This window comes from Paractinoplanes tereljensis (assembly GCF_016862435.1).
GTDB lineage: Bacteria > Actinomycetota > Actinomycetes > Mycobacteriales > Micromonosporaceae > Actinoplanes > Actinoplanes tereljensis.
The window spans coordinates 1-14,239 of record NZ_BOMY01000045.1 but is presented as its reverse complement, the minus strand read 5'-3'; the positions used below and the strand labels follow the sequence as shown (position 1 = coordinate 14,239).

Below are 14,239 nucleotides of genomic sequence, written 5' to 3'. Positions count from 1 at the left end.
CGCCCCCTTTTTCATGCTCAGATCTTGCCGGTGCCGACGCCCGCCTTGACCAGGGCGGAGACGTCGGCTGTGGCGCCGAGCGGGAACGCGTACGGCGGCGTGGCGAACGTCCCGGTCTGGGTGATGACCGGCGCCTCGCCACCGAAGTCGTTGCCGCTGATCACCGCGAAGCCGTCCTCGTCGGAGTCCTCGGTGGTCCAGACCGGCAGCTTCACGTTGACGAACACGTTGTTCTGCACCAGGCACTGCGCCGACATCAGGCAGTGGATGCCGCTGGTGGCGGCGTTGGTGAACAGGTTGTTGTAGAGGTGCGCGGTGCCGAACCGCAGCCGCGGCAGCCGGGACGCGACGTTGTCGAACCAGTTGTGGCTGTAGGTGACCCGCAGGTGCCCGGTGTCCTCGGCGGCGTTGCTGTCGCTGTGCCCGACCAGCGAGCCCTTGAAGTGGTCGTGCAGGTAGTTCCAGGAGACCGTGACGAAGTCGGTGGCGTGCGTCAGGTCCACCATGCCGTCGTAGAAGTCCTTGTCGTGGCTGGTGTCGTTGAACAGCTCGTTGTGATCGATCCAGATGTGGTCGGACACCTGGGCCGCGATCAGGTCGGTGGGCGCCTGCGCGAACGAGATCTTCAGATTGCGGATGATGACGTTGCTGGCCTTCTTGATGAAGAAACCACCGCCGGTCAGGCCCGCGTTGGCCGTGACACCCACGATCGTCTTGTCCGACGAGACGACGACCTGGTCATCGCCGCCGCCCTGAATGACCGTGGAGAGCTGCAGAACCTTCGGCCCGTCCGAGGCGGCTTCCGCAACCAGCTGCGCCAGCGAGGTGATCTGCACGGTCGTGCCGCCGGCGCCACCGGTGGTGCCGGCCCCGAACCCGATCGGGCTGCTCTCGAAGCTCCCGCTGGGGCTTGCGGTCGGGCTTGTGGTGGGGGATGACGTCGGGGTCGAGGTACTGCCGACGGTCACGCTCACATCATCAAACTGCGCACTTGCACCGTACGTCTGAAGCCCGATCCGCCCCTTGGCGAAAGCGGTGGCCGACGCCGTGACCACCGAGGCCCCGTTGACCGACCCGCTCAGCGTGCTGCCATTCACCGAGAGACCCAGGGTGTACGTCGTGCCGGCGGTCACCGTGAGTGCCGCCTCGCTCAGCACCGTGGCGGTGCCCGACTTCACCGATTCCAGCCGCACCTTGTTGGTGCCGGTCACGGCCAGCCGGTAGAAGCTTGTCGCGCTGGTCGACCGGGCCACGATCGCGGCGTACCCGTCGGCGGCGACCGACAGCGGCTCGACCCGCGCCTGCACCGTGTAGTCGGCCCAGTCGGTCAGTCCGGCGAACTGCCGGGCCAGGGTCGCGCCGGTCTTGGTCTGCTTCAGCACCTTCGACCCGTCACTGACCACCGACCAGGTGCCGCCCGACTTGCTCCAGCCGGCGGTGTCGCCGTCCTCGAAGTTGTCGGAGAAGCCGGCGTCGGTGGCTGAGTCGGCGTCGGCGAACGACACGGAGGCCAGGCTGCCGAGCCCGACCACGACGGTCGTGATGCCGGCCGCGAATACGATTTTCCTGCGCAACGGGGGATTCCTTCCAAGGGGGACGGCTCTGCATGGGGGTGGTCGTTGCCGCCCCGGAAAGTTGCCGCCCGGGAAAGTGACCCCGGTCACAGCCGCCCACAGCTCATGGACAGCTTCCATTTAGACATTTCAAAGTATCGATACATACCGTCGGCCGGATTCCCTGCACATCCACAGAGGAGATCTGATGCACGACGACGACGAACCCGTCGGCCGGCTGCTCAGCCGCCGTCAGGCTTTGGTCACCCTGGGCCTGGCCACCGGGGCCGGCTTAGCCGTGGCCGCGGGCGCCACCACTGCCCAGGCCGCCGGCCGCCCCGCGACCACGACGATCGACTGTGTCGCCAAGCCCGAGATGACCGAGGGCCCCTACTTCGTGGACGAGGGCCTGAACCGGTCCGACATCCGCATCGACACCTCGGACGGCTCGGTCTCAGCCGGCACCAAACTCACGCTCGACCTGAGCATCCTGCAGATCACCGAGGGCGTCTGCGCCCCGCTGGCCGGCGCTCAGGTGGACATCTGGCACTGCGACGCCGCGGGCGTCTACTCCGACGAGGCCGCCAACAACTCGGTGGGCAAGACCTTCCTGCGCGGCTACCAGCTCACCAACAGCCGAGGCGTGGCCCGCTTCATCACCGTTCTTCCGGGTTGGTACCAGGGCCGTACGGTGCACATCCACCTCAAGGTCCGAACCACCGGGACCGACGGGAACCCGTACGAGTTCACCTCGCAGTTGTTCTTCTCCGAGGAATTCAACGCGGCGTTCCTGGCCACCGAACCGTACGCCGCCAAGGGCACCCCGGACACCACAAACGCCACCGACGGCATCTTCAACACGGTCGGCGACCAGATGCTGCTGTCCCCGCAGCGCCAGGGCCGCGGCTGGTCGGCCTGCTTCTCGATCGGCATGGATCTCTCCGACACCGCGGTGGGCGCCCCCGACGGCGGCATGGGTGGTCCGGGCGGTCCCGGCGGCCCCGGCGGTCCCCCGCCGAGCGGCCCGCCGCCGTCCGGCAGCCCGTCACCCAGCCCGTCCACCTCGGAAAGCCCTTCCGAGAGCCCCTCCGAAAGCCCCTCACCCTCCGCCTCCTGACGGGAAGATGCGGGGGCCGGACCGCGATCGATGCGGCCCCGCCCGGCCCCCGCACGCCCTTCACCAGACGGAGTCACCCCGGATGACGGCGTCGCTGCCGCCGTCGACGTAGATCACCTGGCCGCACAGATGCGTGTTCTCGGCGCTGCCGAGCCAGGCCAGCAGGCCGGCCACCGACCCCGGCTGGGCGACCCCGTTGAGCGGCATCGGCACCAACTCGAGCAGCGCCGCCGTCTTCTCCTCGGTCGAGATCATCTCGGCCGTCATCGGCGTGACGATGATCCCCGGACCCACCGCGTTGAGCGGAATGGACGCACCCGCCCAGTCGGCCGCCGGCGCCTCCCGTCGCACCCAGCGGGAGAGCGCCCGCTTGCTGGAGCTGTAGATCAACGACCCGACCGTCTCTGGTTCCTTGGCCAGCACCTCGGCGCGCTCGATCGCCGCCGCCTCGTCCCCCGCCGTCAGCAACGCGACAAGCTCGTCGTCGACCGGGTGCAGTGCCGCCATCGACGACACGACGACGGCCCGCGGCGCGGCCGAGGCCAGCAGGAACGGACGCAGGCCGGCGAGCGTCGCGACCGCCCCGAAGTAGTTGACCGCGACCGTGGCCGGCACCGGCAGCGCCAGGCCGGCGACCGCGTAGACCGCGTCGACGACCCCGCCGCTGAGCCGCCGGACCTCCTCGACGAGGGCGACCCGCCCCGCGGCGGTGGTCAGATCGACCTCGATGTCGGCGTCGTGCAGATCAACTCCGATGACCCGCTCGCCGCGGCTCTCCAACAGCTCTTTGGTGGCCTTGCCAATGCCGGAAGCCGATCCGGTGACCACCGATGTTCGTGTCATGGTGCACCTCCATCACCTCGATGGTCCCGGCATATCCCCTGGTCACAGCAGAGTCGAACGACATGGTGCCAAAGAGGTGCCAGATTGGCTTGCGTGTGTGCCATCGCGGTGCCATAGTAGTGCCATGGACTTGACCTCGTATGTGAACAACCTCGGCCGCGAGTTCGCCACGCTGGCCGAAGCCGGCGGCGAGGAGTCGCGTGCGCTGGTCGAGCGCCTGACCGGCCCGCTCGAGTCGGCGATCCGGATGACCCTGCTGGACGCGCTGTCGGCCGCCGCCGACGAGATCACCCAGGACCTGGTCCCCGGCTCGGTCGAGGTGCGCCTGCGCGGCCGCGACCCGGAATTCGTGGTGACCGTGCCGACCACCGAGCCGATCGACCGCCCGGCCGAGCCGGCCCCGGCCGACACCTTCCCGGACGACGGCCCGGCCGCCCGCATCAACGTCCGCATGCCCGAACAGCTCAAGACCGCGATCGAGGACGCCGCGGCCCGGCAGGGCCGCTCGGTCAACGCCTGGCTGGTCCGGGCGGCCACCGCCGGCCTGCAGCAGGCCGACCCCGCCGCGCGGCCCGAGCCGCGCGAGACCACCAAGCGCACCTCGCAGAGCTTCAGCGGCTGGGTGCACTAACCCCTCCCACCTGCTTAAACGCCAACCCGACCCGTGAAGTGGGGACCACCATGCCTAAATTCGAGACGCCCGAACCGATCTCCGTGACGCTCGACTACGCCGTCGGCAACGTGCGAATCGCCGCGAGCGACCGCACCGACACCGTCGTCGAGGTCCGTCCCAGCCACGAATCCGACGAGTCCGACGTCCAGGCGGCCCGCGAGACCCGGGTCGACTACAGCAACGGCACGCTGCAGGTCACCGGCCCGAAACGCCTCTTCGACTTCTCCAAGAAGACCCGGGCGGTCGAGGTGACCATCGAACTGCCGGCCGGTTCCCGGCTGGACGCCCACCTGCAGATGGGCGAGGTACGCACCACCGGCCGACTCGGTGACAGCAAGATCAAGACCACCGGCAACATCCTGCTCGAACGAACCGGCCCGCTGCGCCTGCACACCGGGTACGGGCACGTCACCATCGACGCCGTCACCGGCGACGCCGACATCTCCACCGGCTCCGGCAAGATCCAGGTCGGCGAGGTCACCGGCACCGTGGCGGTCAAGAACGCCAACGGCGACACCCTCATCGACGCCGCCACCGGCGACGTCCGGGTCCGCAACTCCAACGGCAACATCGAGGTCGACCGGGCCGGCGCCGGCGTCGACGCGAAGACGTCCAACGGCAACATCCGCCTCGGCGAGGTGATCCGCGGCGCGATCACGCTCGCCACCGCGGCCGGCGGCCTGGACGTCGGCATCGCCGCGGGCACCGCCGCCTGGCTCGAACTGAACACCGGCTTCGGCAACGTGCTCAACCAGTTGGAAAACACCACCCGGCCCGACGAGACCGCCAGCACCGTCGAGGTCCGCGGCCGCACCGGCTACGGCGACATCGCCATCCACCGTTCCTGACCCAGGGAGACCCCCCATGATCACTGTTACCGGCCTACGGAAGTCCTTCGGCGATCAGGTCGTACTCGATGGTCTTGATCTGAATGTGCCCGGCGGCACGGTCTTCGCGCTGCTCGGCGCGAACGGCGCCGGAAAGACCACCACCGTAAAAATTCTGTCCACATTGCTCAGTGCCGACGCCGGCGACGTGCGGGTCGCCGGGCACGACGTCGCCCGCGAACCGGACGCGGTGCGCGCCGCGATCGGCGTCACCGGCCAGTTCTCCGCGGTCGACAAACTCCTCACCGGCGCGGAGAACCTGCGGTTGATGGCCGACCTGCACCAGCTCAGCAAGGCCGAGGGCCGGAAGCGCACCGGCCGGCTGCTGGAGCAGTTCGACCTGACCGACGCGGCGAAGAAGCCGGCGTCCACCTACTCCGGCGGCATGCAGCGCCGGCTCGACCTGGCGATGACCCTGGTCGGCAGCCCTCAGGTGATCTTCCTCGACGAGCCGACCACCGGCCTCGACCCGCGCGGCCGCCGCGACATGTGGCAGATCGTCCGCGACCTGGTGGCCGACGGCGTAACCATCCTCCTCACCACCCAGTACCTGGACGAGGCCGACGAACTCGCCGACCGGATCGCGGTCCTCGGCCAGGGCCGGGTGATCGCCGAGGGAACCGCCGAGGAGCTGAAGCGCCGTATCCCCGGCGGCCACGTCCGCCTGCGCTTCGCCGACCCCGAACGCCTGGACGCGGCCTTGAGCGTGCTGGGCGACGCCTCCCGCGACACTGACGCGCTAGCTCTGCGGGTGCCCAGCGACGGCAGCCTGCACGCCCTGAAGACCCTGATCGACCGGCTGGACGCCCAGGCCATCGTGGTCGACGAGCTGTCCGTGCACACCCCCGACCTCGACGACGTCTTCCTAGCCCTCACCGATCAGAAGGTGGCCACCCGATGAGCACCCAAGCGCTCCCACGCCTCCACCCGATCCACGACTCGGCCACGATGCTGCGCCGCAACCTCAAGCGCATGCTCCGCTACCCGTCGATGACCATCACGCTGATCGCGATGCCGGTCGTCTTCCTGCTGCTGTTCGTCTACATCCTGGGCGGCACCCTGGGCGCCGGCCTACCAGGCGGCGGAGGCCGAGCCGCGTACGCGAATTATGTGGCCCCAGCGATCATCCTGATGACGGTGATGTCCACCGTCCAGGGCACCGCGATCTCGGTGGCAATGGACATGACCGAGGGCATCATCGCCCGCTTCCGAACCATGCACATAGCCCGAGTCTCGGTGCTGACCGGCCACGTACTGGGCAGCGTGCTTCAGGCAATCTTCGCCGTAACGGTGGTGACCGGCGTGGCCCTGCTGGTCGGCTTCCGCCCCACGGCCAACCCGCTGGAGTGGCTGGCCACGGCCGGCTTCCTGGTAGCAGTGGCCTTCGCCTTCGTCTGGCTGTGCGTAGCCCTGGGCCTGGCCAGCAAGACGGTAGAGGGAGCCAGCAACGCCCCGCTCCCCTTGATCCTGCTCCCGTTCCTGGGCAGCGGCTTCGTCCCCACCGACTCCATGCCGACCGCAATCCGCTGGTTCGCCGAGTACCAGCCCTTCACCCCGATAATCGAGACGGTCCGAGGCCTACTGATGGGCACCCCCATCAACAACAGCGCCTGGATAGCCCTGACCTGGTGCGCAGCAATCGCCCTGACCGGCTACCTCTGGGCCAAGCGCCTCTTCAACCGAGAGTCCTGAACGCCAAGCGCGACCACCCCACCAAGCGCGACCACCCCACCAAGCGCGACCACCCCACCAAGCGCGACCACCCCACCAAGCGCGACCACCAGATCGCGGGGCTTCCGGGGGCTCGGCCCCCGGAGCAGAAATGACAAACGCTCCCTGTCCGCGCATTTTGCGGACAGGGAGCGTCAAAGTTTGTGGAGCTGTGGGGATTTGAACCCCAGACCCCCTCGATGCGAACGAGGTGCGCTACCAGACTGCGCCACAGCCCCAACTACAGCCGTCGGACATCGTCCGGCGAACCGCAGCAAGGTTAACAGGTCGGCGGGCCCGGCCGCGAACCGACCCACCCGACTCACGCCGTGTGGTGTCGGCCGCCCGCCTCGTACGCCCGGCCCCGCAGGCCGCCCACTCGGCGGTAGGAGACCGAGCCGGTGGCGGGCAGGTCCGACGGGTCGCGGTCCAGGCCCATCGCTGCTCGCCGTACCGCTTCCTTCTGGGCCGCCAGGCGTCGTTGTGCCTCGCGGCGTGCGGCGGCCCGCCTGGCCTGCTCCCGACGGACCTCCGCCTGCCGGGCGGCCAGCCAGGCGGCCTCCCGCGCCTCCAGGCGTCGCCGCCGGCGGTCGGTGATCGCCCGGTTGCGCAAGTGCACCAGGTACAGGCCGAGCAGCGAGCCGGTGACCGCGAACCCGATCCAGAAACCGGGGCCGACGGCGATGACGCCGACCAGCTCGATCACGTTGAGAAGGAGAAGCGCCGCGAAAACGCGGCGCCGGCGGACCACGGCGGGGGTGTGCCGGCGTGGTGGTGGGCGGCGCGCGGGGCGCTTGCCGGTGACCAGGCGCAGGCGGCGCTGGGGTTTTTCGGTGGAGGCCGGTGCGGGCAGGACCGTAACCGTTACCGCCCGGCTGGGGTTTATCGGTCGGCGTCCGGGCACGGTGCGGCGACGGCGGCGGCGCTGCAGCACCCGCGCCGTCGACGACGCCCGCTCCGCGGCCAGGCGCTCGGTGGCGTCGTACCGGCGGACGAGTGCCGGTGCGAGAGCGAGCAAGCCGGCCGCGGCGAGGACGGCGAGGAGCACCGAGGTCGGCACCCTCACCCCTCCCGTCAGCTTCGGGCGGCCCGCTTTACACTTCCCCAGCGGCGGACCGCAAGACCCAATTAACCGAGGCTACGGGCGCGAGCTGCGGAAATGCGCGCGCCGCGCCGGGCGCGTCACGCTGTGAAGATCGGCGAGTCAGGCGCGTACGCGTCGCCAGCGGGCCAGCAGGCCGCCTTCGGCCGACACTTCCTCGCTGGTCAGGGCGTATCCAAGATGATCGCGCCAGCCGCCGTCGATGTGCATGTAGCGCTGGTGGTACGCCTCTTCGCGGAAGCCGAGCTTCTCCACCACGCGCCGGGACGGCACATTTTCCGGGCGGATGTTCACCTCGATGCGGTGCAGGCCACCGGCCCCGAAGGCGTGGTCGACGGCGAGCGCGAGCGCGGTCGGGATGACGCCCCGGCCGGCGACCCGGGAGTCGACCCAGTAACCGGCGTACGCCGAGCTGAACGCCCGCCGCACGATGTTGCCCAGGTTGAGGTGCCCTACCAGTTCGTCCTGGAAGCAGACGGCGAACGGCATGCTGTCGCCGCGCCGGGCCGCCCGTTTCATGTCCTGGTAGACGTAGCCGTACGCGCGGGTCGAGTTCATCTCGGCCCACGGCCCGGGCGGGGCTGATTCCCAGGGGGCGAGCCACTTCTGGTTGGCGATCCGCACCGACGACCAGGCGCGGGCGTCGCTCCGTTTGTAGGGTCGCAGCAGGACGGCACCATCCGCCAGGACGGCGGGCCATCCGGGCACGGACCCCAGCATTCATCGCCTCCGGTCGAGCAACAACACGTCCACGGTCGAGCCGGCCGCCGCCGTGGTGACCCGCTCGCCGAGAACGAGCAGTCCGTTCGCCTCGGCCAGGCCGGAGAGAGTGTAAGGCCCACCGGCGAGTGGCTGCACGGTGTGACCCCCGCCGCGCCGCTCGGCCACGTGTGCGGGACGGAACTCGCGCAGGCCGCCGGGCGAGGAGACGGTCTCCAGCAGGTGCGCCTTGACGCTGTGCCGGAACACCGGCTCGGCGCCGGCCAGCAGCTGGATGACCGGGCGGGCCAGCACCTCGAAGCCGATCAGGGCGGCGCCGGGTTCGCCGGGCAGGCAGACGACCGGCACCTCCTCGCCGCCGACGGTGCCGAAGCCGAGGGTGGCGCCGGGGCAGAGGGCGACGTCGGTGAACTCGACGACGCCACGGCCGGGGTCGCGACGGGACAGCACGCGGCGCAGCATGTCGCCGGGGCCGGTACCCGTACCCCCGGTGGTGATGATCAGATCGGCCCGCAGCGTCTGGTCCTCGAGCAGGCCGCGCAGGCCTTCCGGGTCGTCATCGCAGATGCCGATCCGGTAGGCGAGGGCGCCGGCCTCGACCGCGGCGGCGGTTAGCGCGTGCGAGTTGGCGTCGACGACCTGGCCGGGCTGGCTGGGCCGGCCCACGTCGACCAGTTCGTCGCCGGTGGCCACCACGACCACCCGCGGGCTGGGCCGGACCAGCACGTGCCCGATGCCGGACGCGGCGAAGGTGGCCACCATGGCCGGGGTGACGTAGGTGCCGGGGCCGGCCAGCACCTGGCCGGCGGCCAGCTCCTCGCCGGTGCGCCGGACCCCGGAACCGCGCTTGGGGGCGTGCAGGATCTCCACGGCGGCCATGCCCTGGTCGGTCCAGTGCACCGGCACGACCACGTCGGCGCCGATCGGCAGCGGCGACCCGGCCGCCACCGAGAAGCAGGTGCCCGGGGTGACCCGGACCGGGCGCCAGCTGGCCGCGCCGAGATCGCCGACCACGTTGAGCCGGACCGGCCGCGGCCCGCCCTCGTGCTTGCCGAAGGACGGGTGCGAGCCGACCCGGCCCGCCGACGCGAGGTCTTCCCAGCGTGCCGCGTACCCGTCGATGGCGGCCTGGTCGAAGGCCGGGTACGGATGTGGGGCGAGCACGTCGGCGGCCAGCGTGTTGCCGTGCGCCTGGGTGAGGTCGAGGTCGAGCGGAGGCAGCGCCCGCAACCTGCGCAGCACGCTGCCCAGGTATTCGGCGAGAGGCATCAGCTCGTTGGCGGCCGCCTCGGCATCGGCCGTCGCCGTCATCCCTTCTTACCGCCGGCGACCGAAGAACCTCCGGCGACGAAGGCGGCCAGCCAGGTCCGGAACTCCTCACCGATGTCCGCCCGCTCGCTGGCCAGCTGAACCACGGCTTGCAGGTAGCCCAGTGGCATGCCGGTGTCGTACCGGTGGCCGCGGTAGATGATGCCGTGCACCGGCACCCCGTCCTGCAGGAGCTGGAACATCGCGTCGGTGAGCTGGATCTCGCCGCCGTTGCCGGGCTTGGTGTTGTCGATCGCCTCGAAGATCGACGCCGGCAGGATGTAGCGGCCGAGGACGGCCAGGTTGCTCGGCGCTTCCTCCGGGGAGGGCTTCTCGACCAGGCCGGTCACCTGCACGATGTCCTCGCCGAGGTCGGACGGCGCCACCGAGGCGATGCCGTAGCGCGACGTCTCCTCCGGCTTCACTTCCATAAAAGCAAGAACAATGCCCCCGGTACGCGCCTGCAGGTCGAGCATGGCCGGCAGCAGCGGCTTGTCCTGTTCGACGAACTCGTCGCCGAGCAGCACCGCGAACGCGTTGTCGCCGACGTGCGAGGCCGCGGTGCCGACCGCGTGGCCGAGGCCCAGCGGCTCACCCTGGCGGCAGGTGTAGATATCGGCGAGCTCGCTGGTGCGGCGCACCGCGGCGAGCCGCTTGAGGTCGCCCTTCTCCTCGAGCCGCTGCTCGATGTCGGGGCGGCGGTCGAAGTGGTCCACCATGGACGTCTTGCCACGGCCGGTGACGAGCAGCACGTCGGTGATGCCGGCCGCGGCCGCCTCCTCCACGATGTACTGCAGGACCGGCCGGTCGACGACCGGCAGCAGTTCCTTCGGCACGGCCTTGGTGGCCGGTAGGAACCTGGTGGCCAGACCGGCCGCGGGAATGACCGCCTTGACCGCCCGGCGGCCGGTCGCATGCGCGTTCGTGGTCATCGAGGTCACCGCACCCTTCGCTCAGATCGTGCCCGGGATATTCCGCGAGACTATCGGCCGCGCGCCTGGCGCGGAGGCTGCGGCCCACCGGTCGTGGTAGTGGTGGGATCAAAAATAACTTCGGGTACGCCGGTGGCCAGTGTGGCGAGCCGATAGGTGTCCCGCCCAGCGTTCTTGGCCGCATACAGAGCGTCATCGGCGGCGTCCAGCACCCGCCGCGCGTCGGCGCCGTGCTCGGGGAAGACGGCGACCCCGATGGAGACCGTGATCGAGATGGGGCCGCGGGTCTCGACCAGCACCGGTCGCTCCCGCACCGCCGCGCCCAGACGCTCGGCCACGATCGCCCCGCCGTACGCGTCGGTCTCCGGCAACAGCACCACGAACTCCTCCCCGCCCTGGCGGAATGCCACGTCCACCTCCCGCAGCCCGATGCGGATGCGCCGGGCGAACTCGCCGAGCACCACGTCCCCGGCCGCGTGCCCGTACGTGTCGTTGACCTCCTTGAAATGATCAAGGTCCAGCACGAGTACGGCGAGCATCCGGCCGAAGCGGCTGGCCCGTTCCACCTCCCGGCGCAACGACTCCTGCAGGTAACGGTAATTCCACAGGCCGGTGAGCGGGTCGGTGAGGGACAACCGCTGGGCCTCCTCGTGTACCCGGACGTTGTGCACGGCAATCCCGGCCTGCCCGGCGAAGGTGCGCAGGGTACGCAGGTCGGCGTCGTCGAAGTGGTCACCACCGACCCGGTCGTAGAGGGCGAGCACGCCGAGCGTGGCCGGCTCCGGCTCGGTCTGGGTGAACGGGTCCTCGACCAGCGGCGCCCGGATCGGCACCGCCACGTAGGTGCGGCAGGGCGGCTCGATCGACCCCACCTCACCCGGCCCGCGGCGGGCCTCGCCGGCCGCGGCCACCCCGCCGAGAACCCCCGGCCCGACCGGCAGCCGCAGGTTGGGCAGGTCGTCCTCGGGCACGTCCCAGCTGCCGGTGAGCCCGACCGCGCAGCGCGGCACGAGCTGCCCACGGACCGGGTCGAGCAGCAGCACCAGGCCGGCCCGGGCGCCAGTGGCGGCGAGCGCGGTCCGCAGGATCACCTGCAGGATCCGGTCGACGTCGTGGGTGCTGGACAGCGTCTCGCCGAGGATCGCCAGGTGTCCGCGCAGCTGGTCGCGGCTGGCGGTGAGCGCCTGCACGTACGCCTTCAGCTCGCGGGTCATCCGGTTGAAGGTGGCGGCGAGCCGGCCCAGCTCGTCCGGCCGCACGATCGGCACCCGGGTGTCCAGATCACCGCCGGCCACCTGGTCGGCGGCGTGGGCGAGATCACCCAGCGGGCGGGTGGTGGAGGTGGCCAGCCAGCGCGCCACCACCACCGCCGCCGCGCCGGCCGCGAGAACGACGGCGAGCAGGACGGCGTACAGGAACGTGGGGTTGCTCTTGGGCACGGTCAGCGTGAGCGGCAGCGGTTGGCCCGGCCCCGCGCTGAGCGTGCGGCTTTCCGGCGCGTGCCGGACGCCGAAGGCAATGCCGGCGCCGCTGGTGGCGGCGAGCCGGGCCAGAAAGTCGCCGTCGACGGCCTGGGTCGCGGTGATCGTGACCGAGCCGGCGGTGGCGGTGGCGACGATCGCGGTGGCCGGCTGTCCGGCGGGTGCCGCGCAGTCCGCGCCGGCCGCCGGACCGATCTGAATGTCACTGGCCAGACCACGGATGACCAGCTGGCGGGCGACGGCCTCGCGGTCGGCGGCGGGCACCACGGCAACCGCGTCGGCGGCGGCCTGGAGCTGCCGGCAGATCGCCCCGATGCCGGTGCGGACCGTGGTCACGGCATGATCGAGCCGTTCCGACGTGCGGTCCTGACTGACCGTAGCGACGGTCAGGGCGACAAAGATGGACCCGAGCAGGACCGGACCGAACACGACCACCAGGAACGCGGTGGTGAGCCGGCCACGTAACGTCACGCATCCTCCCGAGAATGGCCCTCTTTGGAGCGATGCTGACATAGTGTGCACCGTTTGCCGCTTTTCGAAAGGGGGTGTTGCATGCCCGATTTAACCGGTGGCGTAGAAGGATCTCCAGCAGCCAAGATCGCGCTACGCAATCGCTTGATTACCGCCCGGCGCCACCTGACCCCTTCCGACCGCCAGACGGCAAACACCCAACTTCAAGGTCAAATTCTCGCTTTCGTACGGCGTGAGCACTCGCCCGTCACCCAGCGTGAGGACCCGACCCCTGTTCGGCCTTCCTCCCCCGCCGACCCGCAGGTCGCACCGCCCGGCCGTCTGCCGACGATTGCCGCGTACGTCCCGGTCGGCACGGAGCCCGGCGGGGCCGACCTGCCCGCCGTTCTGGCCGCCTACGCCCGTGTCCTGCTCCCGGTCCTGCTGCCCGACAATGACCTGGACTGGGTCGCCTACACTGGCCCGTCGTCGCTCGCACCCGGCCCGCGCGGCCTGCGCGAACCGACCGGCCCCCGCCTGGGCCCGGACGCGATAACCACGGCCGGCCTGATCCTGGTGCCCGGCCTGGCGGTGGACCGCCGGGGCATGCGCCTGGGGCGGGGCGGCGGCTCCTACGACCGCGCCCTGGCCCGAATTCCCGCCGGCCGGACACTGGTAATTGCGCTGCTGCACGACGGCGAGTTGGTCGACGAGGTGCCGGCCGAACCGCACGACCGCCCCGTGGACGCCGTCATCACGCCGCATGGTGTCGTAGGGCTCAGCCGGGCCACCGAGTGGACGAAATGACCTCCGATGGCGCAACATTGGCACTCGGAGTTGGCGAGTGCCAGCAGCCGACAGTTTCCGGAGGAGCCGTGCCCACTTATCAGTACGCCTGCACCGAGTGCGGTCACCAGCTCGAGGCGGTCCAGTCGTTCTCCGACCCGGCCCTGACCGAGTGCCCGAACTGCACCGGCAAGCTGCGCAAGGTCTTCAACTCGGTGGGCATCGTCTTCAAGGGCTCGGGTTTCTACCGTAACGACTCCCGCGCCGGCGGCGTGAGCGCCGAAAAGCCCGGCACGAACGGCAGCGACGCCGGCAAGAAGTCCGACGCGTCCACGTCGTCGACCTCGTCCGATTCCTCGTCGTCCGGGTCATCGTCGTCGTCCGGTTCATCGTCGTCGTCCGGCTCATCTTCCTCCGGCTCGTCGGCATCCGGCTCGTCCGCGTCCTCGTCGTCCGGTTCGTCGTCGTCCGGCTCCTCGGGCAGCGCGAAGGCCACGTCCGCCTCCTGATCTCCGAACCACAAGCGCGCCAGGCCTGGAGGCCTGGCGCGCTTGTTCGCGCGCCCAGCGGGGGCGGGCCCATCGCGCTTGTCGCCTGCCCAGCTGACGGACCCGGCGCGCTAGTTCGCGTGCCCAGCTGGCGTACCCAGCGCGCTAGTTCGCGTGCCCAGCTGGCGT

The 14,239-nt window shown here is 70.5% G+C and carries 14 protein-coding genes and 1 tRNA gene; 7 read left to right on the top strand and 8 right to left on the bottom strand.

What is annotated here, in order from left to right; translation table 11 throughout:
* Positions 1-17: 17 nt before the first annotated feature.
* Entirely contained in the window at positions 18-1,574 is a 1,557-nt protein-coding gene (locus Ate02nite_RS35265; RefSeq protein ID WP_203812238.1) for a pectate lyase family protein, read from the bottom strand.
* Positions 1,575-1,761: 187 nt separating this feature from the next.
* Between Ate02nite_RS35265 and Ate02nite_RS35260 the strand changes: the two genes are divergently transcribed.
* Positions 1,762-2,670 carry a dioxygenase family protein gene (locus tag Ate02nite_RS35260; protein ID WP_203812237.1) on the top strand — a complete coding sequence of 303 codons (909 nt, stop codon included), beginning with the start codon at positions 1,762-1,764 and terminating at the stop codon, positions 2,668-2,670.
* Positions 2,671-2,730: 60 nt separating this feature from the next.
* Here the strand turns inward: Ate02nite_RS35260 and Ate02nite_RS35255 are convergent, their stop codons facing one another.
* A complete protein-coding gene (locus tag Ate02nite_RS35255) occupies positions 2,731-3,513 on the bottom strand; it encodes an SDR family oxidoreductase (RefSeq protein WP_203812236.1) in 783 nt (260 codons plus the stop codon).
* A gap of 124 nt (positions 3,514-3,637) precedes the next feature.
* Here Ate02nite_RS35255 and Ate02nite_RS35250 point away from each other — a divergent pair, with 124 nt between their 5' ends.
* The 4 genes from Ate02nite_RS35250 to Ate02nite_RS35235 are packed head-to-tail and all read left to right on the top strand — an operon-like array spanning position 3,638 to position 6,765.
* Positions 3,638-4,144 (top strand): type II toxin-antitoxin system HicB family antitoxin, encoded by a 507-nt coding sequence (locus tag Ate02nite_RS35250; RefSeq protein WP_203812235.1) that lies wholly within the window; start codon positions 3,638-3,640, stop codon positions 4,142-4,144.
* Between the two features lie 50 nt (positions 4,145-4,194).
* Positions 4,195-5,034 carry a DUF4097 family beta strand repeat-containing protein gene (locus tag Ate02nite_RS35245; protein ID WP_203812234.1) on the top strand — a complete coding sequence of 280 codons (840 nt, stop codon included), beginning with the start codon at positions 4,195-4,197 and terminating at the stop codon, positions 5,032-5,034.
* A gap of 16 nt (positions 5,035-5,050) precedes the next feature.
* Positions 5,051-5,974 (top strand): ATP-binding cassette domain-containing protein, encoded by a 924-nt coding sequence (locus Ate02nite_RS35240; RefSeq protein WP_203812233.1) that lies wholly within the window; start codon positions 5,051-5,053, stop codon positions 5,972-5,974.
* Complete coding sequence (locus Ate02nite_RS35235; protein ID WP_203812232.1) at positions 5,971-6,765, top strand: ABC transporter permease; 795 nt, start codon at positions 5,971-5,973, stop codon at positions 6,763-6,765. Before Ate02nite_RS35240 ends, Ate02nite_RS35235 begins: the two co-directional genes overlap by 4 nt.
* Positions 6,766-6,948: 183 nt before the next feature.
* On the opposite strand, the gene Ate02nite_RS35230 is transcribed toward Ate02nite_RS35235, so the two are convergent.
* The 6 genes from Ate02nite_RS35230 to Ate02nite_RS35205 all read right to left on the bottom strand — a co-directional run bounded on the left by Ate02nite_RS35230 (position 6,949) and on the right by Ate02nite_RS35205 (position 12,797).
* Positions 6,949-7,022, bottom strand: a tRNA-Ala gene (locus tag Ate02nite_RS35230).
* 83 nt (positions 7,023-7,105) lie between these two features.
* Complete coding sequence (gene sepX, locus Ate02nite_RS35225) at positions 7,106-7,843, bottom strand: divisome protein SepX/GlpR (RefSeq protein ID WP_203812289.1); 738 nt, start codon at positions 7,841-7,843, stop codon at positions 7,106-7,108.
* Positions 7,844-7,987: 144 nt separating this feature from the next.
* Positions 7,988-8,605: a GNAT family N-acetyltransferase gene (locus Ate02nite_RS35220; protein WP_203812231.1), complete on the bottom strand. Its 618-nt coding sequence runs from the start codon at positions 8,603-8,605 to the stop codon at positions 7,988-7,990.
* Entirely contained in the window at positions 8,606-9,916 is a 1,311-nt protein-coding gene (locus Ate02nite_RS35215) for a molybdopterin molybdotransferase MoeA (RefSeq protein ID WP_203812230.1), read from the bottom strand.
* The gene (locus Ate02nite_RS35210; RefSeq protein ID WP_203812229.1) at positions 9,913-10,845 is read right to left on the bottom strand and encodes a UTP--glucose-1-phosphate uridylyltransferase; all 933 of its coding nucleotides are present in this window, start codon (positions 10,843-10,845) and stop codon (positions 9,913-9,915) included. The genes Ate02nite_RS35215 and Ate02nite_RS35210 overlap by 4 nt, the downstream gene beginning before the upstream one ends.
* A 50-nt stretch (positions 10,846-10,895) precedes the next feature.
* Positions 10,896-12,797 carry a GGDEF domain-containing protein gene (locus tag Ate02nite_RS35205; RefSeq protein WP_239147948.1) on the bottom strand — a complete coding sequence of 634 codons (1,902 nt, stop codon included), beginning with the start codon at positions 12,795-12,797 and terminating at the stop codon, positions 10,896-10,898.
* Positions 12,798-12,878: 81 nt separating this feature from the next.
* Here Ate02nite_RS35205 and Ate02nite_RS35200 point away from each other — a divergent pair, with 81 nt between their 5' ends.
* On the top strand, positions 12,879-13,583 hold the full coding sequence (locus tag Ate02nite_RS35200; RefSeq protein WP_203812227.1) for a 5-formyltetrahydrofolate cyclo-ligase: 705 nt from the start codon (positions 12,879-12,881) through the stop codon (positions 13,581-13,583).
* Between the two features lie 68 nt (positions 13,584-13,651).
* Complete coding sequence (locus Ate02nite_RS35195) at positions 13,652-14,071, top strand: FmdB family zinc ribbon protein (RefSeq protein WP_203812226.1); 420 nt, start codon at positions 13,652-13,654, stop codon at positions 14,069-14,071.
* Positions 14,072-14,239: the final 168 nt, after the last annotated feature.

Coding starts and splice junctions, on each gene's coding strand:
- Ate02nite_RS35255 (WP_203812236.1), bottom strand. CDS start 3,513: ATGACACGAACATCGGTGGTCACCGGATCGGCTTCCGGCATTGGCAAG.
- Ate02nite_RS35200 (WP_203812227.1), top strand. CDS start 12,879: ATGCCCGATTTAACCGGTGGCGTAGAAGGATCTCCAGCAGCCAAGATC.
- Ate02nite_RS35235 (WP_203812232.1), top strand. CDS start 5,971: ATGAGCACCCAAGCGCTCCCACGCCTCCACCCGATCCACGACTCGGCC.
- Ate02nite_RS35245 (WP_203812234.1), top strand. CDS start 4,195: ATGCCTAAATTCGAGACGCCCGAACCGATCTCCGTGACGCTCGACTAC.
- Ate02nite_RS35220 (WP_203812231.1), bottom strand. CDS start 8,605: ATGCTGGGGTCCGTGCCCGGATGGCCCGCCGTCCTGGCGGATGGTGCC.
- Ate02nite_RS35210 (WP_203812229.1), bottom strand. CDS start 10,845: ATGACCACGAACGCGCATGCGACCGGCCGCCGGGCGGTCAAGGCGGTC.
- Ate02nite_RS35215 (WP_203812230.1), bottom strand. CDS start 9,916: ATGACGGCGACGGCCGATGCCGAGGCGGCCGCCAACGAGCTGATGCCT.
- Ate02nite_RS35260 (WP_203812237.1), top strand. CDS start 1,762: ATGCACGACGACGACGAACCCGTCGGCCGGCTGCTCAGCCGCCGTCAG.
- Ate02nite_RS35240 (WP_203812233.1), top strand. CDS start 5,051: ATGATCACTGTTACCGGCCTACGGAAGTCCTTCGGCGATCAGGTCGTA.
- Ate02nite_RS35250 (WP_203812235.1), top strand. CDS start 3,638: ATGGACTTGACCTCGTATGTGAACAACCTCGGCCGCGAGTTCGCCACG.